Raw genomic sequence first — 19,241 nt, forward strand, 5'->3', positions numbered from 1 at the left:
CCTAGCTTTCTACGGCTGGTGGCACTGGCAAAGGAACTACGGCGAAATTAAACCAAGTGATCAGGAAATATGGCTCAAGTCAGGCGTGATACTAATCGCGGTACTGGGGTATGGAGTGGGGTGGTTCAGATAGCAGCAGCCCACACTTTGATTATTGTGGGGCTGTATGAGCCAAGTGTCTTGTTGCCCACCACGGCTATTGGATTTTTTATTTCATCTTGGGTACTGGGAAAATTTCCAAATCCCTTACCCAGAAAGAATGAACTCATTGCCGCAGCGCACCGGGAAAATTGGCGGACATCGGCTTTAACCGAGGTGGAAAAATCGGCTCAGTCTAGGCTGGAAGAGATTGAGCAGAAGGCTGGCGTATTGGTAGAGATGCGATCGCAACTGCAAACTAAAAGCACTCAGTTGGCGCAATGGGAACAAAATCTATTGCAAGCTGAGGGGAAATTCCGCGAACTGCTGCAACAGACCGAAGACCACTACAAGGAATTACTGCAACAGCAAGCCGAACAGTACATGGCGGAGATACGGCTGCGGGAAGGGACTATCGTTGGCTTGCAGCAAAAAATCATGAGAATGGCAAACAGGCCAGACCCCAAGCAAGGGTTCGCGGCCTGGGTTGCTCAAATGCTGCTGGACGCTTTGGAACAAAACCAAGTTTACTGCCGGATGGTTGCTTTTCAAAAAGTCCCCGGTGTGCGTGAGGTTAGCGTCTGGGTGGAGTTGGAACCAATTGCGGTTGAACCGGGTTACGCCCGGAAACTGGAGGGGTTATCTAAAGAGGTAGCATCGCTGGTAAAGCTGGGTGAGCCGGCTATCCAGTGGGATGAGGATGAATGTATCTGGGAATTTCGCTTTGCTCCCAGATACGAAACTGAAGAAAGTTTGCTGGCTAACGTCATCGACGACCCGAAAGAATTACCCGCCGTCATTGAACCCGATGACCCCGATTGGTTCCGTCGAGCAATTCGTGTTTCCTTCAGCTGCTTAATTCACGGTGGGATGGGTGCGGGTAAGTCTGTACTGGTAAGTAACTTAATCTGCTGTGCCAATCAGGAGTTAGAACAGGTTTACAGTCTTGCACCAGAACTGGTAATCATTGACCCGAAATTCCCAGACAGTGAATGGATTATCGCCGGCAAGCGAATCAAACCAAACTATCGGGGGTGGGAAAATTCCATTACTGGCGTAGCCGACATGGGACAAGAAGTTGACCGCCGACTTGATGAAGCCAAAGCGATCGCAGAAGAAATCGACGAAGAACTATTTGCAGATCCTAATTACGTTCTACCCCTGCCAGAACGTACACCGACTATCTGGGTGATTGATGAGGCCGCAGCGCTGCATGAGCGATATGGTAATGAATTTTCCGAACCACTCAAGAATGCTTTTTGGGTCGGTCGTTCAACTCGTAATGTGGCGATCGCAATTGGCCAAAATCCCAACTGCTCTAACTATGGTTTACAGCGACCAGACGCAGAAAATGCCAGCCGCTTTTTCTTGGGTGCAGCAATGGCCTTGAAGGGACTGGATGAACTCAAAACCACCAGGGAACTGAAAACCAAACTCAGACAACAAATATATGCGCGGTTGGCATTGGTCAGACAAAGGAAGTTGCAAGGTATCGACAAGCCGGAGGAACAATACTTTGGCTTGGTGGCAATTCAAAATGAGATGCCATTTATTGCTCAGATGCCACCACCCAATGCTTTTGCTTTTGACGGCGAGGTGGAACTGAGGGAAGGGGAGGAAATTGAAACCATTGAAAACCTTATTGAACAAGCCGACTGGGAAGAAACGCTACGGGCCCTACCTGAAGAACTGCGAATCGTGGCTGAATACGCCAAACGCAAGCGGGGGGATTGGGTAACGGCGCGGGACATTAAGCGCGATCGCAACCGTGGGAAAATTTCCACCGCATCAACTGAAGAGGTGCGGCAATGGTTCACCCGGTTAGCAGCTATGGGTATAGGGGAGGTGACGGGTGGTGGTACAGCGCTCAAATACAAACTGGGATGATAGGTACGATAAGCGCTCCCAGGAATTGCACGGCAAGCCCTGGAGTGATATTTCTTTGGAGGTGCGGCGGACTACTGGGAATAAATGTGTGTTGTGCAGCAAAAGAGCTACCTGCACCCATCACACCTGTTACTTTGGCCCCTATAAGGCTGGGGTTGATTTATTTGGTTTGTGCAGTTCCTGTCATACCCAGGCGCATCTCGGCAGGAATTGGCGGCAGTATCGGTATCAGGGAGTGTGGCGAAACAAGAACACCCCGCAGTTTTACAAACGATTAAGACAGGGATGGTTATCGAAGCATGAGGCGGCCTCGAAGAAAATATCAAATACGATTCACGACCGACGAAAATCAGCAACAAAATCTATTTGATTTATGTGTGGGTATTGCAATGGTCATCATCATACTTTTGACCTTTAGCAATTGGAATTGGACACAAGAGATACACAATCAGCTACAACGCCATGATTCCACCACTCAACCTAGATGAAGCCCAGAAATTTTGCTGCTGTCAACCATACGCCGACTATCACATTTGCATCTACGCCGGCGGTGGCAGTGGCAGTTATAACGAGCATGATATGTACTGGGCATTCATAATTTACAACAACGAAGGCTACCGCCGTCACGATGGGCGTTTACCTGATTGCTTAGATGTTGACGATGGTATGAGCCATTGCCGGGCAATTATTGATACCTGGAATCGTGGTGTAACTTATGAAGATGTTTTTCTGTGGCGGGCTATTTGTGAATATCTCTGGCTAACCAAAGGAAAGGTATCTTATTTTGACCCAACTCACCCGGCATACATCCTCATGGCGGTTCCTGGATGCTGTCTACACTTAATAGACACTGACCGCACCCACAGACAAATGCTTTGGGATAAGCACAAAATTCAACTCATCACCTGGACAAAAGCCAGTAGACACCATGAAGGCTGGTGCTTAAAGGGCAACTGGGAAGATAAAATCGATTTTCTCGAACAGGTTTACATCTTGGGGAGAAACCCAAACAGCCTACCGCGTCCTTGGATCGAGAAGTGGGAGAGGAAGCAAAGACAGGAAAAACTTGAAGTTATTGACAAACACCTAAAAATCATTCTGTTTGGTTTTGAATGCCTGCAACGGAGTGTTGAGTGGGATTTGGGTTATGAGCGAATACGCCATCACCTAAGTGGGATTGCTTTGAAATGTAGAGAAACAAGGGAAGCGATCGCACTTCATTTTACAGACTTGACCCGTGGCTGATTAATTCACCAATTCTTCATGATGTAACGAGGGATTTTTCTGAGGCTTTATACAGCCAGAAAGACTTTGATGGAAAAAACACACAAAAACCATCTGCCATGAAAAGGGTTCTGTCTGCTTTTGCTTTCTCTCTAGTTCTGTTACCCGCCGTCGCTAATGCCCAGGCTGTAATTATGGGTGGTGATGGTTCCTATCTGGGGTTGGTGAGTAGTGATAGTTACGCTGAAGAGTCTATTTGTAATAAATATGGAACTTATGGCAGTCCCTATCAGGAGAACAGCATTTTTAACCAGTATGGGACTTACGGTGGTACGTACTCTGAACTGGGTGCATACAACCCACGGGCAGGTAGACCACCGGCATTAGTAGAGAACGGACAGGTGGTGGACATCATTTCAAAAGACCGACGATTAAAACCCAGTTTAAGAATTGACCCTGATATGTTGCGGTTTCAGGTTTGTGGAGAAGCCTTGTAAATAGTTGATTTTGATTGGATGGGTAAATAAAAATTTTACCCATCTTTTTTTATGAGCAATTTTCCCAGAGTATTTAAAACCCCAAGGTTTGATTCATTAGCCAGGCGCTCGTTGCTCGGTTTTGGCTATAGGAATCTAAGACAACTTCAGCCATTGACTTAGCTGAATACCTTGCACCCAGTAAGATACCTAAAATCATATTTAGGTCGTGTCTTTCCCGTTGTGGTAAATGTGGGTTGATACTGATTACACCAGCGTTCTGATTATTGACTATTAGCTGTGGCGGTTGGACGCAGTGCGGATTGTAGGGGCTATAAATTCCATGCGCTCCACCGTATAGAGAATTAGGGTTTTGTGTGCTGGTAGTTGAGTAGATGCTTCCGTAATTGCCTTGGGGGTTACAGATTGATTCAGGGTGTGAAACATCGGCGGTTATTATCCCTAGATAGGTTCCATCGGCTGCAACTATTACCATTTGTCCGTCTAGAGCAATATAAGCTCTTATCCCTTGAATAATATCTTGGCTGTTCATGGTTCACCCGGCTAACTTATCCCACCATAAAAACGGTGTTCTGGGTTGGGCTATCGGGGTGTTGCGGAATTAGTGTGAAATTTTCCCAAAGCCTGCGATCGCTCTAACCGCATTACCTATTGATATATGTGATGTGAACAAAAAGCCTCATTTATTCTATAGATTATGTTGCCTAAAAAAATACACTCACCAGTAGAAAGTGTGGCGAGTGTTTCAATGGGCAATTCATGCTACTGCTGTCTGCTCGTCAGCCTGTTCCTGCTTTTTTGTTTCAGGCATCCATACCAGTAGCTCTCCAGGTTGGCATTTCAATGCTTCACAGTACTTTTCTAGGGTTTCGCTTTCTAGCCTTGAGGGCATGATTTTAGAGTTCTTGTGCTTACTGACTGTAACCGGGTGCATCCCCGTCATTTTTGCCAGGTCTTTATAGTCAACTTCTCTATCAGCCATCAATACAGCTAATCGCCACTTGATAGACATTGTTTGGGAAATTTTCACAGTACTACTCTTTCATATTAATCCTTTCCCCAATATACCCATAAGCTTTATCCACTAACCAGTTAACCTTTGCAAATAATATTTTAGTCACACGCATTGACACTGTTAATCGTAGCGATTAATATATTAGTTATAGAGGCAAACGGGAAAACTTCCCAAAGCTTCTTAGGTTAGATGTTCCACGGGTGCAGTGTCAGATGCACCCTTTCCAAAAAAAATCACCGCCGCGCCAACGGCAGTGCAACTTAAATCAAAACGAATTAATTAAAAACTTGAACTAATCATGACATATACAGACACAAAAAGCCAAGCCAAAAAGCGCTACACCCTCCGCGAAGTCCAAGCAATAGCCAAAACCTACGACCTACTTATTCAACCAATCAACGCCAACTCCCGCGCACCCTACGGTATCTTCTTCGACGGTCAACTAGTAGCCGAAGTTAAAAAGCTGACAGATGCGATCGCAATCTTCCCCAATCTCTACACCGCAATCCAAGAGCAACTGGCAGAACAAGCAGCAGCCCAACAAACAACCGAAGTCAACAACAGCCAACCCGTAACACTACCCACCGTTGGCGAATCCTACCAAATCGGCGGCTTGACCATCAAATGCGCCCAAATCGGAGGTGAGGTTGCGGTCACCTGGGAAGTGTTCGACGGTGGAACCCTCGTAGGAACAATCAGCATGAAGTGGGACACCTTCTGGATAATTTCAATCCCTGATAGGGATTACTCAAATATCCCACCGAGTAAATGTTCTCACACAATTGTCTACGCCACACCCCAAGAAGCCACCTACGCCTTACTAGAGTCTCGTTCACTGGCGCTCATCACCTAAAGTAAAAAGCCGGCTCCCCTATATGAGCCGGCTATCCATCAAACAAACATTGTGAGTAAAAACATTATGAATTTAGAGCAGGCACTTGAACAAATTGAAATCGCCTACGCCGCCCTACAGGAAGTCAAAAAGTATCCGTTATTGCATCAGGTACACAGTGACACTGTAACAGACCTAGAAGACGCAATCCATCATACCAACGAAGTTTGGGCAAGGCTCGAAGAGTGCATTAAAAAAGCCGAGTAGAGCGAATGCCACCGCAACCCCTGAAAACGGTCGATGGCATTCGCTCAGTTCACAAACACACATAAGTACACGTACACGCCATGAAGTATATCCTAGTCATAATTATTTTGCTATCCAATCCCGCAGCCTACGCCGAAGACCATAGAGGCGCAAGCCGTAGACCAGGCAGTAATCCCCCAACAACTACTTACATACCGCCAAACCACGGTGGGCCAGTTTGTAACCCATGTATAGGAAGTGGAACCCGATGGAACTAAAAGATTACCCAGGTGCGATCGCATACATCCAAACCCAGATTCTTGATCTTAACCAAGAGATTGAGCAAATTTCCCAGTCCCTTAACCGTATCTGCAATCAATTTGAATTACAGGTAGCCTTTGATCCAGAATTAAAAAACGACTCTCAGCGCAAAGCCAAAAAGGCTGAACTAATTGCTTCCAGTGGAGACTATGAATATTTAAGCAAAGACCTTGCCGCTAGGATTTATGGACGCGATCGCGCACAGATCCAACTAGAGCAATTAAAAAACGAATTTACCATCCTCAAGCTTCTCAAACGAGAAGAAACAGCCAGACTAGAAGCCTATAACGAAATCGGAGTATGAAAGGACTCTACCGAGTATTCAGCATGAACAATGACCAATTTCAACTCTTCATGACCGTCTTACTCCGCATCGCCGATGCCCTAGAACGCATTGCCCCAGCCACCCCCAAGGCTCCCAACTACCAATACCCAATCGAACAGTTTCTTACTTTTGACTGGGAATCTATAGGGGCAGTAGTCGAAAAACACGACCAATACGGCGCGGCTGTAGTCTCCTGGGGTGGACGCTCCTTCTTACGGCGTTCACCCGCTAATAAATACAGTGCAGCCATCTGGTTTAGTTGCGCCGTTGGCAAGGATGGCGAGAACACTATCTATGAACGCCTGATCACTTTCAAGCCGAGAAACAGCAACGCCGAACCTATACCCGAAAAAGTCACCAATTTAATTAGTTATCCACAGGGTAAAGAAGCATGAACTACACCGAATTGATGAAAGAAATTGATAACCAAATCCAGCGTCTTAACTTGTCATCTGAACAAGTACGGGAATATTTAACCAAACACCACGACACATCAAGCCTTAACTTCTTACGCAACGAACAATTGCAAGACTTCTTAAACTACCTGCGACAACAACCATCACAACATCACATCACACTCCCATCCGGCCTGTTTGACCAGATGGAAAGGTATCTAGAAGCTCAAGCAGCCAATGCAGATCCAGAGGCATCCAGACTACTTATGGAACTAGAAGACCTGGAAATTGACCGCATAACAAAACAGGAGTGAGTCCTGTTGCTCACTCCTGTACATTGATCTGCTTTAACAGTCGCTGATAAAAATCAATTTTTTCTTCTAGCGACTGGTTCATGGACTGCAAGGTGTCGATGATTTGATTGTTGCCAGCTATTTGCTCCTTGCAATCTTCAACTAGCTGGCTAAGGGTTCCCCCAAAAGTTTCGCCTCCTGGGGTGAAATCATTCCCCTCGCGAACCTCTCCACTAGTTCGCTGCGGCTGATGCCGAACCTGTCCGAGAGTGAATCCAACTCCGCGATCGCACTGGGGGTTATCGAAATCACCACATTCTTCTTGTTCTCCCCATATTCCGCGTGCCGGGTTTTCGCGCCCTTGTGAGGCTGAGGTCTGCTTGGCATTGTCCTGTTCCACTTGATGTCCACCTAATTTTACATATGTAATGCAGTGAATCCTGTAAACATTTCATAAATAACCATCTTCTATAGATGTTTTTATATATGAAATGTTAACATTCACACTGGGAAGATTACATAGATAATGTACTGGGTAAAACCATAAAAAAACTGCCCTGTGGAGGGGCAGCTAACAATAGTAAGGATCGGATTATGCCTGATTTACAAAAAGTTTTTCTAGTCGTTAATCATAAAAATCTATCGCTCGACAGAGGAGGCAGGCTATGACCTCCTTTGTCAGAACTGATTTAAGACTGTTCAACCTAATACCCCCTGATAATATCACGACTCACATTAGGCGTTGTGCAGCCGACTTGCTCGGTATGTTTCAAAACTGGGCAACGAAAGAACAGCCAGGGTATTACTTCAAGGTGAGAGTACAGGATTTAGTTGATTATCTTGGAGGACTATACGGCAAGGCAACTGTCTCCAAATCTGCAAAATTACTTCATGAATTGGGGCTAGTTCTACAGGAAAAGCACAACAAAGACAGACAAGTACACACATACTACTATAGATTTCAAAGCCAAGTCCTAGATAGGCTTTTGCAAAATCAGCCTTCCCAAGAGCAAATCGAATCATCCGATGCTCAAGTTGAACCTTCCGATGTTCAAAGTGAGGTTTTCACCTTATATACAGATCCACAGAAAACTGATCAAGCATCTTTAGATCCACCAACAAACGAGTGTGTGGTGGAAGCTGAAGAAGAAATGAGTGAGGAAGAAATTCAAGCGGCCATCAGCGCATCTCTTGGGGTAGTATTTGAACCCTCACCACAAGAACAACCCGCCGCAGATTCGGCAGACACTGACTGCCAAATTGAGCAACCCAAGAAAAGCCGCGACCTCACCCCATTCTTCAACCGCCTGCGCGCCATCGATGTTCCCCTATCTGGGCAAATCCGCGAACTTCTTGTCAAAAAACCAGAAGACCAACTATCCCGCAACATCGCCGCCCTAGAAGAAGAAGCTGGCAAAAACGGGCTGAAAAACCCAATCGCCAGCGCTATTGCCGCCATCACTCGCAACTGGCAGCCGCGCATGGATGCAGCTGCTTGGTGGGAGACAGCAGCGCGAACGTGGGGACGAGAGCGCCGGGATAGCTTGATTCAAAACGTCAGCCGGCTTTTTTCTCCTTCATCTGGACGGGAAGAGTTTTTTATCATCTACAAAACAGGAAAAATGCTCAAATTGTCTGAAGCCTACAACATGAACTGGGATGAACTCGCCGCCTATGGGGGTCAGTCATGATGAAACCAGGAACAGAAGTAAAAATCACCAAAGGCGACCACAAGGGGAAACGCGGGAAAATTGGCTCTAACCGTCCTAGTAACTCCCTGCAAAAAGGTAAAGTCCCTGTAGTCGTTGGCAATAAAAATCAAGTCATCTGGACTCGCCCCGACTGGGTTTCAGAAATCATCTCCTCCAATCCCCATTACCCCTTATCCCCAGAGGGGGCCTCACCTTCCCCAGTCCCCAATCCCCAATCCCCAATCCCCAATCCCCGATCCGAAACAGAAAAACGCATCCTGGGATACCTAAAGACCCGAATAATTGCTCGTTCCCAAACAGAGATTGCGATCGCACTTGAAGCCTCCATGTTGGAAATTGGCATGGCTCTCAAGGACCTAGAGCGAGACGGACTAGTTTGTAACAACGGTGCAGATTATTATCACCTGCCAAAATTTCAAGTTGGGCAGTACGTTACAGACGGAACACGCACCGGGTTAATCAGCAGTGAAGACAAAAACATTTTCACCATCACTTTTGGCGAAGATGAACTGCAATGCACCATTGAAGACTTAAGGGAAAATTTCCAAGTATGCGGCAACCAATTAGAACTATTGGACTCTTTGAAGGCATCGGCGGATTCTGTAGAGCAGCCGAACTCATCGGCGGATTTGAATGGGTTGAGTCAGTCGAACTTGATAACGATGCCGTCCAAGTCCTCAGAGATAATTTTACCCACCACATCTACCACGGCGACATCCGAGACTACCACCCCCAACCAGGAGCCGCCGACCTCTACACAATCGGGTTCCCCTGCGACAACACAAGTAACGCCGGCGACAGAACAGGATTACTCGGAGACAAATCAGGACTGTGGTTGGAAGCGCTCCGTTGCGTTGTTGAGGGATTACCTAAATTCGCCATTATCGAGCAGCCAGAAGGAATTATTCATAGAGGCCTGCGAGGAATCCTTGGCGGACTGCGAATGGCAGGATATCAGTGGGAAGATCCGATCCTCCTACCGAGCGCTAGTGTTGGAGCAACGCAACGCCGCACCAGACTTTTTACAATTGCCTACCTTAACAGCCTTGGATGGGAAAACTTCCCGACCGGGTGGAACGACCAAGTGCGATCGCACTGCGAGGAAGTTAGGGCTAATTACAGATTCCCAACTATTGAGCGTAGAGGCGATGGCAGCCATCTCTGGATTCCCGACGAACTGGACGAAGTGCCTTTCGGGGTTGAACCTAGAACTCAATCAGGAAGACTACAATCAAGAATCCTTTACGGCAGAACAGTCATCCCCCAGCAAGCTGCAATTGCCCTCCAGCGAGTCAAATACCTGTGGGAAACAATGGATCGACCCCAAGAAAATCATTCTCAAACATGGGACACAGTATCGTTACTACGTTGATGCAGCCTACGCCGCTAATGTCAAAGTAGTGCAGGGATTTGCTGAAGTAATGCAGGAAGATTTATGGGATTGGTATCGTGAGCCTTTGCCTGTAGCCTTCCTTTCATCTGAGGGGAAAATCTATGTAGGCGATGGGCATCACCGGGTATCAGCCGCCCATACTGTTAAAAAACAAATTTACGTTGACCTGCGACCGGGCGAACTCGTAGATGCTATTTTATTTAGCTGTCAGTCAAACACTGACCACGGCTACCAACTCCGGGCTAAAGACCAACGTAAACGGATAGAGATGTTCTTGGATACTCTGGATGGGCTGGATGAAGTGCGATCGCGCCAACTACTAGAATCCGTTCCTGGTTTAAGCGAGATTGAGCGCCGTAACTGCCAGGGTGGTAAATGGTCAGCGCGGGTAGTTGCTAAATATTTACGGTTGACAGAATCCGGCTACCGCACTGTTATCAACATCCAGCAAGAACGGGAAATGGTCGGGTATTTTTCCCAGTTCAGTGAAGGTGACTGGGTGCGGGTACAAGAGAGTATCGCTGATGGGACTGATTTCCCTTGGGGGACAATCGCCCAAATCCAAAACCTTGATAAGCGTAAAGGTGTTTTCATTATTCCTTTACCCGGTGCAACTGATAGGGAAGGAAGAATATTGCCGAGTGGTTATATTCATCCTCGGTGCTTAGAAAAAACCGAAGCTCCCCAATTGCTAGATACTGGGAAAATTACTCAACCAGAAGCTATCACCTCAATCGAGCAAGAGGTGGAGCAGCAAGCAACCGAGTTAGGGTTGAGTAATCGCTCACAGATATTACCTGACGTAGAACGCAACCAAGGCGAACCCCATAGCCTAGTAGATGACAGACCTTTTACTGGTGAAGGCGATCAACTCAGTACCTGGATTAATGATCTACCAGAAGAAAATTTCCAAAAGGTATGGAGTGCGATTAACCAAAGGCAACCTGAAGATGTTAGTGGTTTTGTCAAACACCTTTCTGATGAGCAACTTTGGAGTGCGATCGCATCCCGAAGCGATGAAACCTTAGAAAAACTAATCGCTTGGGCAACCGAGATTTTAGAACAGCGCCGGGAGGAAATGCCCCATGCCTCGTAGTAATTTGCTACAGGTTGACTTATCACAGTTGGTCACCATTGCCGAAGCATCAAGCCAGCTTGGGCGCGGGTATAGCCGCCGGAGTATCATCCGCCGGATTGATTCCGGTGAATGGAAGGAAGGTATTCACTGGGTGGATGACCGCCGCGACGGGGCGCTTAAACGCATTATCAAAATCAATTTAGTGGAAGTGAATAAACTCAGGCAAGTGCCGGCGGGAAGAAGATGACTTATTTGGAAACCTACTTAATCAACCCTGATAAAACAGGAAATTTACACTACGACGACTGGCACAGGGGATACGGGGACTGTTGTGACAAAAAATTCCCACAACATATAGGCAATCAAGCATATATGACTGGGTGGTGCTACGCACTGGGTATGGAGGCTGGATACCAAAACCTTCCTGCTTTGCTTGACCGCGAAAGCTTCATGACCGGGTACAAGGCTGCTCAATACGAAAGGTATTGCCACGGGAATGGGACTTTGCTCAATTTTGAAAAATTGTAATCATGCCCATGCAACGTGAGCGATACCCAGACGATTGGGATGCGATCGCTCTACAGATAAAAACCGAAGCTGGCTGGAAGTGCCAGGAATGCGGTAGAGAATGTAGGCGATCTGGTGAAACCCTGAGCGATTTTATTGACCGAGTTGTGACAGAAACACCATCCCAGTTGCTTGATGAAATCATTGATAAACCTGCTCGGTTTATTCTCACGGTTGCCCACCTCAATCACATTCCTGAAGACTGCCGGAGGGAAAACCTGAAGGCACTGTGCAGCGTCTGCCATTGCCGGTATGACTTGAAGGCAATGGCACGAAAAAAGCGACTTAAGCGCGAGTACCACGGACAGCAAAGATTATTTGATTTAGATAATTAATATGCGACTAGCTTCTAGTATTCGTTACGGCGGTCAACTGATTGATGCAGTTGATGTTGATTACGATGATTACAAACGTCTGGGATTGATTTGCCCTGAGTGCAAGTCAGGAGTATTTCTGAGGCAAAAATCAGAAAGAGCAGCAGCACATTTTGCTCACTTCAAAGCTTCAGATCCAGCACTTGTCAAACAGTGTGAACTCAGAGTTTCCAGTTACACCAAAGAAGAGTTAGAGCGCAAAGCAAGGGAAGCTAAAAACCAACGACTTAAACTATTACAAACTTGGTTTTGGGATATCTATTTTAAACACGCATTCCGTGAAGGTAGAACAAAGCAAGCGATTGTTGAGAACAAGTCAATAGAACGGGCAAAAGAACGCTACCCTATTGACGGTTCTTGCTTTTGGTTTCGCAAACTTATCACTGCCGATAACGTACAAGAAGCAATTGACAATGCCATTTTGAGCATTAATCCTGAAGACTTAAGGTCGGATAGAGTGCGTTTTCTGCGAGAAAATTTGGTTAAATCTGAGATTGAATTACACAGGTTGATTTGTGGAGAAATAGTTGATTTTCTCAAAGTCAAGCGCAATTTGCCATTGCTTCAGAAAGTAATTGCCGCTAGTTTTATCATGATTGAATTTAGTCCCACCGCCCAATCACAGATCATCGCAGGAAGATGGGAAGTGCCTTTAACGAACGCCGTGGTGGTGCTGTGTATGATTCCTTGGGGTGAAGAGTTTCAATCGTTGGATAAAAAAGCACATGAGCAGTAACCTCATTATCGATTAGATTTTCGGTAAGGAAGATTGAAATCTAACGTTCCACTGATCTGAGAAAATTTCCTAACCATGAAGAATAAATTTTTAGTAACGTTATTAAAAAGTATTCCTGAAAATTTGGTAATAGAAATAGAGTTGCCAAACACACCAGAAAATTGCGTAGATGACCGTGAGCATTGGCTGAGGCACGTTCAAGCTGAATTGGAAATCATAGAACTTCACGCGGAATATAGCGAACCCTACGAGGGGGATGAGGATACAGAACCCGAAACAGAAATGACTGTTAAAGAACTTTTGGAATTTTTACTGAACTTTGACGCAGATTTAGAAGTGAAAATACTGCATCCCTACGGGGAATATTTCGATGTTGAATCTGTAGGGGTTCAGGCTAGAACCCTCATAATTACAGGCAAAACCGTTTAACTTAAGTCATACTAAACAAAGACGTGTCATTGATTATCTAGGGGGCTACCCGCTAGGTAATTAATCTACCCACTAGGTAATTAATCTACCCACTAGGTAAACAGGGTGGCTTCGGTCGATCACTCCGATTGATCACCAACTCATAAGCCCGTCGATAGGTGGCCTCATCAATCCAAGCCCTATAAGTCTTGAGATGCACAGGTAGGGAGTGTCCCATCAACCCAGCCGCCCAATCGGGAGCTAATCCAAATTCAAAACACCGCCGGGCGTAGCAGTGGCGTAAATCATAAGACCTGAACGGAACTTTACGATCATAAAACCACCCAGACACCTTAGTCCCAAGCTTGGCATTGCTGAAACTCTTGTCAATTTCTGGTGGCTGGAAATCCTGTAGGTTCCACTTATCAGCCCATTCAGGATACAAGGGGTAAACAAATCGTTCTCCTGTTTTCCCCTTCAGTACCCGCACCACTGGGAAATCTTCCAAGTCCAGATGGAATACTTCATGCGATCGCAAACCATAAGTCGCCAGCATCCCATACACCCAACGCCAAGACTCGGTTTTAATAGTCTCTCTATACTCAGCGATAAGCTTATCACTGGGAAGCTTACGCGGCTGCACGGCATCGGCTGAGTAGTTACCAGCTAATTCCTTGATTGCTTCCACTCCATCGAGGGATGCAAATCTTCCTAATTTATATAGATAGGTGCAGGTTTTCTTACGGGTTCTGGAGTCAGGTTCTGTGCTTTTTACTACTTCTAGTAGAGCTTCAAGGGTGAGAGTGCGATCGCCTGGGAGCTTACCAAAAATAATCCGGTAATCCTTCCAGGTAGTCATCGCCGCATCTGTTCGCTTGGTTCTCTGCCAGTGGTCATCCTCGAATTTCTCCAACCACTGGGAGATAGTTTGCTCCTCCCCTGGTGTTTCGATCCAGTTATCCCAAGAAAATTTCCCAGAGTCCAGCGCCACTCCCATCGACTTGGCTTTAATGATGGCTGATTGCAAGCCGGCTGGCGTAGCATTTAAGTCAAGCGATACCTTCTGTTGATAAGGTTGCTGCTTATCAATGTGGGGTTTGGGTGGCAACGTCGCCCGTAACCATAGCTTATTACCCCGCCGCTCAATGGATACCCTGGTGTTAGCTGCTTTTAGTTTCGCGTTGGCTTCGTCGATTTTCTCGTCAATTGTCACTAGATTTGTAACTATGTCATTGGCATACCTCGCCGTATTTTGACATAATTTGGCATATTCTGGACTATGCTTGTCTACCCCAGTTTTACCCCAGATGCCTTACTGTGATTTAACATAGAAACAACAAATCCCTTGATGGGCAAGGGTTTGTGACAAATAGTTTGTTAAAGGCGGCAGGCGGATTTGAACCGCCGGATGGAGGTTTTGCAGACCTCTGCCTTACCACTTGGCTATGCCGCCACACTGGCTTTCTGGCGTTTGCTTTGTCTACATCTGCGCTAACAGGAGCCAAACAGGAGCCATAAGTCACTAGCTTACCTAATATAACTCACCCATAACGTAAAAGCAACTTTACTTTGTTAGCTTACAATCAGGCTGAAGTGTGGCGGTACACGAGTCATGTCTTACGCTCTCTACTTGGGGCTTCTGCCTAAAGATGTGTAGTTTGCTGAGTCCTTTAGTGACCAGTATAGGAAGCTTAGGAGTCACGAAAGCTAGACCTGCTATCAGTAGAGCTAACAATTTACTGCGTAAACTTTTACCTATAGCGCCTTTCTGTACCGTTAACCCTTCTTCTGGTGGCTCTGAACCAGCAACTATTCTTTTGTTTCCGTGTTTTCGTTGGTAGTATCGTTCGTAGTTATCCATACAACTTAAGGCTTTTGGTGTAGCAGATAACTAAAGTATGCTCTTGTAGTTTACAGGCTGTCTACAGACTCTCACTAACCTTTACATAATCTGCGTTTGCTGTCCCAAGGTTGCAGGTGTCTCCACGTTGGGACAACTACAAGGGACAGGCTGAAAGTCTTGCTGTAACTGGGTTGTCCCAGGTGTACCTAGTTGTCCCCAGGTTTTGCAGACTTTGGACAACTTTCTATCTTCGGTTGTCTCTGCCCCTCTGATGCGTAACTACTACACATACTCTTATACTCTTATAACTCCTTGGGACAGTGGGGACAGAAGGGACAGAAAGCTGAGGTGTAGTCATACTAAGGTTTTAGGTGTCCCTAGCAAGTTGTCCCCAGGTGAAGACGACAGCTTAGGCTGGGACAAGGAGGCAAGGCACAAAGAAGCCAACACCTGTTGCTAACAAGTGCTGGCTTTACGTAAATGTCAACTAAGGCTGGCTTGCGGAGGCTTCTGCCTGCTTAGTAAGTTTCCACCTAACTTAGTAAAGGTCTTCTGAGTATTCTATGTTTTCTTCGGCAGGGATGTTGTCTCTAGTTACCCTTACGTCGTCAGTGCTAGTGTTTTCTAGGGTTGGGCGATACCAGTACCTAGCTTTTACACCGTTAAGCCGCTTCTGTTCTTTTGTGTAACCAAGTTGACGAAGGATAGCTGTAACATCTCCCTGTGCTTTCTTATCGTTCAGTTTGCTCACGTCGAAGCCTAAAGCGTTTTCCATGATGTCAGCAACAGTACAAGGGTTGTGACGCGCTGTGTAGGCTGTTATTTTCTCTGTCCAAGGGTTATCTTGTTCGTATTGGGCTGTATCTTCTGCTGCTTTCTCGACTTCCTCGCCTTCCAAGTGCCAGCGTTCACCAGCCAAGAACAGAGCTAACACGGCTGACCAGACATCATCTCTCATGTCTTCTACGGCTTTGGTGTCTACTCGTTGGTCTAAGTTGACAACCCAAAACCTACGATTACCTGTGCTGTCTGTTAGAAATTCGCTCTGGTTCGTTGTTCCGCAAATAACAAAATGTCTTGGGTAGGTGTCAGGCTCACTGGCGTAAGGTCTACGGTAGGTGTCACGCTCTATGCTCATGAATGACTTAATGGCTGACACGGCTTTCTTACTGAATGCGTTCTCTATCTCGCCCCACTCGATACACCAGCTACGAGTCATGGCTAACAGTTGGTCTACGTCGCTCTTGTGTTCCCCTAGCGTCTGGAAGGACTCACCGAATAGACTGCTAAAGAATGTTGTCTTACCTATGCCTTGCTTACCCTGTAGCACAAGCGCGCAATCAGCCTTGCATCCTGGGTTAAGCGCACGAGCAACAGCAGACACAAGCCAACGACGAACATACAGCCTATGTAAACGGTTGGTGATTCCCATTGCTTGGTAGAGGGCAGACAGAATAGGCTCTGGGTCTTCTGCGGCTGTGAGGCTCTGGAGGTAAGAACGGACAGCATGATACGGGTTGTCTTGTGCAATCACAGAGGCAATCCTACGGAAGTTATCGAACGGTAGGTCTAGGTCTAACTCTCTTTCACAGATATCATGTAGCTTCTCTATGCTCATGTGAATGCCTCTGAACCTAAGCTTATTCTGCATCTCATCCCACTGTAAGCTGTTGCCAAATAACTGCTCTAAGGTATCCCGCATAAGGTTACTCTTGCTTCGTTTGCCTCCGTTGCTAGTTAGTGTAATCGGCTTACTGGCTCCTGTGTTTGCACTGGCTAACGTTGCTCTGGTTTCCTCTTCAGACAAACCTAGACACTCGGTTGCAACAGTGAATAGACAGTTGTCAATGTCTTCGAGTTTGTCAGGGAACAAGCCAGCTAAGGTGTACTTGGTAGAGTTCAGAGTGCTGTTACGTTCGCCTTCCTTGGCTTGCTTTAGTTTGTTGGCAAAATGTTCTAGTTTCTCTCTGAAGTTCGCATCAGAGTAGTTAGGCTTAGGCTGGTTTACCTTGGCTGGCTTGCCAACTTCTGGTAACCCATCCATAATCTCATCTACTGCATACCGTGTACCCGAAGCCTCGAAGATAGTTACCAGCTTGGGTTCGCCTTTCTTGTGCAGTAGCCCTGGTAGCCTCATGACTCGCGCCAAGTCCTTCACAGCTTTGTCTGAGCCATAGTGAGCAATCAGCCTTTCTTGCCAACCTCTGAACTCATCGGCTGACGCTTGCACAGACTCATCTAGCAACCAGTAAGCATGACACTTGTCAGCACTGGTAGAGACAATCAGACTGGGCTGCAAATGCCAGCTATCGGGTATACCGTTATCACAGTCGATGAACAACGCGCGTACTTGGACTACGTTTGCTGTCTTGCGCTCTCCTGTGCCGTCTGTCTCTTGCACTGTGACAAATACGCCAGCACCTTTGTTGTTCAGTCGTTGCAGTTTGTTCCACGAGCTTGCTAACGTATCGTGCCAGCACTGGGCTAGTGTTCTATCTTTCTGTTCGCTGTCGCTGTCGTCAAAGGTTTGCCAAGTGACGGCTGTTTCTGAGTCTCCACATAGCAAGCTTAAGAAGGTTTCAGCTTGCGCGTAGTCAGAGTTTTGGTGTAGAATTGGGTTAATAGATTTCATGAGTTAACCGCCTCCCTGCGGTTTGCTTTTGTTTTGGATTTCTAGAGCCGTCATGTGTTCGCTGCACTGGCGGCTCTTTGGTTTGCTTAGAACTTCCAGTTCGCAAAGCTGGTTCACTTTCGTACTCGCTTTGCTTCGGTCGGTTTACTTAAGATTTGGACAAGTGAGAGAGAGCTTGTGTGAGCTTGTTAATTGTCTGTTCTAAGATTTCTGTAGCCTGTGCCTTAGTCATTTCTTGCCACTCTAGACACCAAGCCAGCCAAAGTAAGTAAGCTTCTGTAGCTGTCTCAGGTTTGGGGTTAGCTGCCAGATGGTAGGTTAGCTCTAGACGTGCTGCTTCTGTAAGCTCAGTACGGACGGAGTTCTTCTGTGCTTTGTTAGCCACTAATTTGTCTCCTTACCCTCAGTAAGCTCTGTGACGATAGCCAGCTTACAAAGCGTTCCAATGCGTACTTCTTTCGCTTTCGCTTGTGCTTTCAGTTGCTCGTATAACTCGTTGCTAACGTAGAACTGAACCTTAGTTGTCTTTCGGTCTGCCATAGTCGCTTTGCTCCTGCTCCTAAGTTTTCTTTAGATGTCATCAGAGGTTCGTTTGACCTCTACTAGTTTTTCTTGTGGACTGTAAAACTGTAGCGTGTGATACAGAAATAGTTAGTTTGCAAATATCCTCCTTTAGACATAGAACAGCTAATGCTAGTCCTTCAGCCCGTCTAATAGTTGCTGCACCTCATCTATGGCTAACTTAAAGCGTTCATGTCTTGGGCTAGTTGGGTGAAGTTCTGCCTTCCAAGCGGAAAGCAACGAGCGCAAGTCTTCAGTTAGCTGAACAAGAGCGTCAGCGTCCATATCTTCAGGCACTCTTACAACTTTTGTTTTCTTCCCGTTGTACTTGCTTCTGCGGTCGCCACCCCAAGCCTTCTTTAGACTTTCCATATTCTTGTTTGTTACGACCAAGTTTTGTTAGTTGTTCAGAGTTCCCGTCTGCTCGAAGTCAAACAAGAGTCATCTATTCGAGGCTTGTTTGTTGTCTTCGGAACTCCGCGCAGCCAGTAGTCTCTCTAGCCAATCTCGTTTCTTCTGCCAACTTCCGCCGCGCTTCTGTCCTAGCTTCTGCTCTAAGATGGCTACTACACTCCAACTCTCTGTATACAAACTTCTTAAGCTCTCTAAAGCGTGCTGTGTCAACTCGATTCCTGTAAGCGGTTGTTCGTTCAGCAGTTCACTTACAGCATTTACTTGTGTTTGCTGGGTGTTTTCGTAGTCGGCTGAACGTTCGTGAACAGGCGAACGCTGGCTTGCTGTAAGGCTTTCAGCGTTTTCTGAGG

At 46.5% G+C, this 19,241-nt stretch carries 28 protein-coding genes and 1 tRNA gene; 17 read left to right on the plus strand and 12 right to left on the minus strand.

The annotated features are described in order from the left end of the window. The first annotated feature begins 69 nt into the window (after window positions 1-69). The 4 genes from GSQ19_RS18400 to GSQ19_RS18415 all read left to right on the plus strand — a co-directional run bounded on the left by GSQ19_RS18400 (window position 70) and on the right by GSQ19_RS18415 (window position 3,746). On the plus strand, window positions 70-2,025 hold the full coding sequence (locus tag GSQ19_RS18400; protein WP_013036465.1) for a hypothetical protein: 1,956 nt from the start codon (window positions 70-72) through the stop codon (window positions 2,023-2,025). After that, on the plus strand, window positions 1,994-2,395 hold the full coding sequence (locus tag GSQ19_RS18405; protein ID WP_158647787.1) for a hypothetical protein: 402 nt from the start codon (window positions 1,994-1,996) through the stop codon (window positions 2,393-2,395). Before GSQ19_RS18400 ends, GSQ19_RS18405 begins: the two co-directional genes overlap by 32 nt. A gap of 92 nt (window positions 2,396-2,487) precedes the next feature. Beyond that, entirely contained in the window at window positions 2,488-3,270 is a 783-nt protein-coding gene (locus tag GSQ19_RS18410) for a hypothetical protein (RefSeq protein WP_013036466.1), read from the plus strand. Window positions 3,271-3,368: 98 nt separating this feature from the next. Continuing rightward, entirely contained in the window at window positions 3,369-3,746 is a 378-nt protein-coding gene (locus GSQ19_RS18415; protein ID WP_013036467.1) for a hypothetical protein, read from the plus strand. A gap of 73 nt (window positions 3,747-3,819) precedes the next feature. Here the strand turns inward: GSQ19_RS18415 and GSQ19_RS18420 are convergent, their stop codons facing one another. Then, window positions 3,820-4,278, minus strand: a complete 459-nt coding sequence (locus tag GSQ19_RS18420) for a hypothetical protein (protein ID WP_013036468.1) — start codon at window positions 4,276-4,278, stop codon at window positions 3,820-3,822. Window positions 4,279-4,503: 225 nt separating this feature from the next. Continuing rightward, complete coding sequence (locus GSQ19_RS18425; protein WP_224311896.1) at window positions 4,504-4,758, minus strand: helix-turn-helix domain-containing protein; 255 nt, start codon at window positions 4,756-4,758, stop codon at window positions 4,504-4,506. A gap of 301 nt (window positions 4,759-5,059) precedes the next feature. Between GSQ19_RS18425 and GSQ19_RS18430 the strand changes: the two genes are divergently transcribed. The 6 genes from GSQ19_RS18430 to GSQ19_RS18455 all read left to right on the plus strand — a co-directional run bounded on the left by GSQ19_RS18430 (window position 5,060) and on the right by GSQ19_RS18455 (window position 7,194). Then, window positions 5,060-5,614 carry a hypothetical protein gene (locus GSQ19_RS18430; RefSeq protein ID WP_013036470.1) on the plus strand — a complete coding sequence of 185 codons (555 nt, stop codon included), beginning with the start codon at window positions 5,060-5,062 and terminating at the stop codon, window positions 5,612-5,614. 66 nt (window positions 5,615-5,680) lie between these two features. Then, window positions 5,681-5,860 (plus strand): hypothetical protein, encoded by a 180-nt coding sequence (locus tag GSQ19_RS18435; RefSeq protein ID WP_041457275.1) that lies wholly within the window; start codon window positions 5,681-5,683, stop codon window positions 5,858-5,860. An 80-nt stretch (window positions 5,861-5,940) separates the two neighbouring features. Then, window positions 5,941-6,117 carry a hypothetical protein gene (locus tag GSQ19_RS18440; RefSeq protein WP_158647789.1) on the plus strand — a complete coding sequence of 59 codons (177 nt, stop codon included), beginning with the start codon at window positions 5,941-5,943 and terminating at the stop codon, window positions 6,115-6,117. Beyond that, window positions 6,108-6,464 carry a hypothetical protein gene (locus GSQ19_RS18445; RefSeq protein WP_013036471.1) on the plus strand — a complete coding sequence of 119 codons (357 nt, stop codon included), beginning with the start codon at window positions 6,108-6,110 and terminating at the stop codon, window positions 6,462-6,464. The genes GSQ19_RS18440 and GSQ19_RS18445 overlap by 10 nt, the downstream gene beginning before the upstream one ends. Window positions 6,465-6,487: 23 nt before the next feature. Next, window positions 6,488-6,880, plus strand: coding sequence for a single-stranded DNA-binding protein (locus tag GSQ19_RS18450; RefSeq protein WP_104010074.1), 393 nt, complete (start codon window positions 6,488-6,490; stop codon window positions 6,878-6,880). Continuing rightward, complete coding sequence (locus GSQ19_RS18455) at window positions 6,877-7,194, plus strand: hypothetical protein (protein ID WP_013036473.1); 318 nt, start codon at window positions 6,877-6,879, stop codon at window positions 7,192-7,194. Before GSQ19_RS18450 ends, GSQ19_RS18455 begins: the two co-directional genes overlap by 4 nt. Window positions 7,195-7,335: 141 nt before the next feature. Here GSQ19_RS18455 and GSQ19_RS30550 read toward each other — a convergent pair whose 3' ends face one another. Then, window positions 7,336-7,560, minus strand: a complete 225-nt coding sequence (locus GSQ19_RS30550; RefSeq protein ID WP_104010070.1) for a ribbon-helix-helix domain-containing protein — start codon at window positions 7,558-7,560, stop codon at window positions 7,336-7,338. Between the two features lie 278 nt (window positions 7,561-7,838). On the opposite strand from GSQ19_RS30550, the gene GSQ19_RS18465 reads away from it, so the two are divergent. After that, window positions 7,839-8,864, plus strand: coding sequence for a MarR family transcriptional regulator (locus GSQ19_RS18465; protein ID WP_013036475.1), 1,026 nt, complete (start codon window positions 7,839-7,841; stop codon window positions 8,862-8,864). Between the two features lie 184 nt (window positions 8,865-9,048). Here GSQ19_RS18465 and GSQ19_RS30555 read toward each other — a convergent pair whose 3' ends face one another. Next, on the minus strand, window positions 9,049-9,228 hold the full coding sequence (locus GSQ19_RS30555) for a hypothetical protein (protein ID WP_104010071.1): 180 nt from the start codon (window positions 9,226-9,228) through the stop codon (window positions 9,049-9,051). Between the two features lie 207 nt (window positions 9,229-9,435). On the opposite strand from GSQ19_RS30555, the gene GSQ19_RS30560 reads away from it, so the two are divergent. Genes GSQ19_RS30560 through GSQ19_RS18485 form a run of 3 tightly spaced genes read left to right on the plus strand, consistent with a single transcriptional unit; the run spans window position 9,436 to window position 11,603 of the window. Beyond that, window positions 9,436-10,257, plus strand: a complete 822-nt coding sequence (locus GSQ19_RS30560) for a DNA cytosine methyltransferase (RefSeq protein ID WP_104010072.1) — start codon at window positions 9,436-9,438, stop codon at window positions 10,255-10,257. Beyond that, on the plus strand, window positions 10,163-11,374 hold the full coding sequence (locus GSQ19_RS30565; RefSeq protein WP_159368354.1) for a ParB N-terminal domain-containing protein: 1,212 nt from the start codon (window positions 10,163-10,165) through the stop codon (window positions 11,372-11,374). The genes GSQ19_RS30560 and GSQ19_RS30565 overlap by 95 nt, the downstream gene beginning before the upstream one ends. Further along, on the plus strand, window positions 11,364-11,603 hold the full coding sequence (locus GSQ19_RS18485) for a hypothetical protein (protein WP_013036477.1): 240 nt from the start codon (window positions 11,364-11,366) through the stop codon (window positions 11,601-11,603). The genes GSQ19_RS30565 and GSQ19_RS18485 overlap by 11 nt, the downstream gene beginning before the upstream one ends. 44 nt (window positions 11,604-11,647) lie before the next feature. Here GSQ19_RS18485 and GSQ19_RS18490 read toward each other — a convergent pair whose 3' ends face one another. Then, complete coding sequence (locus tag GSQ19_RS18490; RefSeq protein WP_158647790.1) at window positions 11,648-11,848, minus strand: hypothetical protein; 201 nt, start codon at window positions 11,846-11,848, stop codon at window positions 11,648-11,650. A 38-nt stretch (window positions 11,849-11,886) separates the two neighbouring features. Here GSQ19_RS18490 and GSQ19_RS18495 point away from each other — a divergent pair, with 38 nt between their 5' ends. The 3 genes from GSQ19_RS18495 (at window position 11,887) to GSQ19_RS18505 (ending at window position 13,462) form a co-directional block, all read left to right on the plus strand. Next, on the plus strand, window positions 11,887-12,258 hold the full coding sequence (locus GSQ19_RS18495; RefSeq protein WP_013036478.1) for a hypothetical protein: 372 nt from the start codon (window positions 11,887-11,889) through the stop codon (window positions 12,256-12,258). A 1-nt stretch (window position 12,259) separates the two neighbouring features. Further along, window positions 12,260-13,033, plus strand: a complete 774-nt coding sequence (locus GSQ19_RS18500; RefSeq protein WP_013036479.1) for a hypothetical protein — start codon at window positions 12,260-12,262, stop codon at window positions 13,031-13,033. Window positions 13,034-13,108: 75 nt separating this feature from the next. After that, on the plus strand, window positions 13,109-13,462 hold the full coding sequence (locus tag GSQ19_RS18505) for a hypothetical protein (RefSeq protein WP_013036480.1): 354 nt from the start codon (window positions 13,109-13,111) through the stop codon (window positions 13,460-13,462). 85 nt (window positions 13,463-13,547) lie between these two features. On the opposite strand, the gene GSQ19_RS18510 is transcribed toward GSQ19_RS18505, so the two are convergent. From GSQ19_RS18510 to GSQ19_RS18540, 7 genes are all read right to left on the minus strand, one after another. Next, complete coding sequence (locus GSQ19_RS18510; protein WP_013036481.1) at window positions 13,548-14,654, minus strand: site-specific integrase; 1,107 nt, start codon at window positions 14,652-14,654, stop codon at window positions 13,548-13,550. Between the two features lie 168 nt (window positions 14,655-14,822). After that, window positions 14,823-14,894: transfer RNA gene (locus tag GSQ19_RS18515), tRNA-Cys, on the minus strand. A 489-nt stretch (window positions 14,895-15,383) separates the two neighbouring features. Next, entirely contained in the window at window positions 15,384-15,524 is a 141-nt protein-coding gene (locus tag GSQ19_RS18520) for a hypothetical protein (RefSeq protein ID WP_153228370.1), read from the minus strand. A 298-nt stretch (window positions 15,525-15,822) separates the two neighbouring features. Beyond that, complete coding sequence (locus GSQ19_RS18525) at window positions 15,823-17,916, minus strand: virulence-associated E family protein (protein WP_011319337.1); 2,094 nt, start codon at window positions 17,914-17,916, stop codon at window positions 15,823-15,825. Between the two features lie 148 nt (window positions 17,917-18,064). Continuing rightward, the gene (locus GSQ19_RS18530) at window positions 18,065-18,301 is read right to left on the minus strand and encodes a hypothetical protein (RefSeq protein WP_011319338.1); all 237 of its coding nucleotides are present in this window, start codon (window positions 18,299-18,301) and stop codon (window positions 18,065-18,067) included. 308 nt (window positions 18,302-18,609) lie between these two features. Continuing rightward, window positions 18,610-18,762 (minus strand): hypothetical protein, encoded by a 153-nt coding sequence (locus GSQ19_RS18535; protein ID WP_153228369.1) that lies wholly within the window; start codon window positions 18,760-18,762, stop codon window positions 18,610-18,612. Between the two features lie 156 nt (window positions 18,763-18,918). After that, window positions 18,919-19,101 (minus strand): hypothetical protein, encoded by a 183-nt coding sequence (locus tag GSQ19_RS18540; RefSeq protein WP_011319339.1) that lies wholly within the window; start codon window positions 19,099-19,101, stop codon window positions 18,919-18,921. Window positions 19,102-19,241 lie beyond the last annotated feature (140 nt).

It is taken from the genome of Trichormus variabilis 0441 (genome assembly GCF_009856605.1).
GTDB lineage: Bacteria > Cyanobacteriota > Cyanobacteriia > Cyanobacteriales > Nostocaceae > Trichormus > Trichormus variabilis.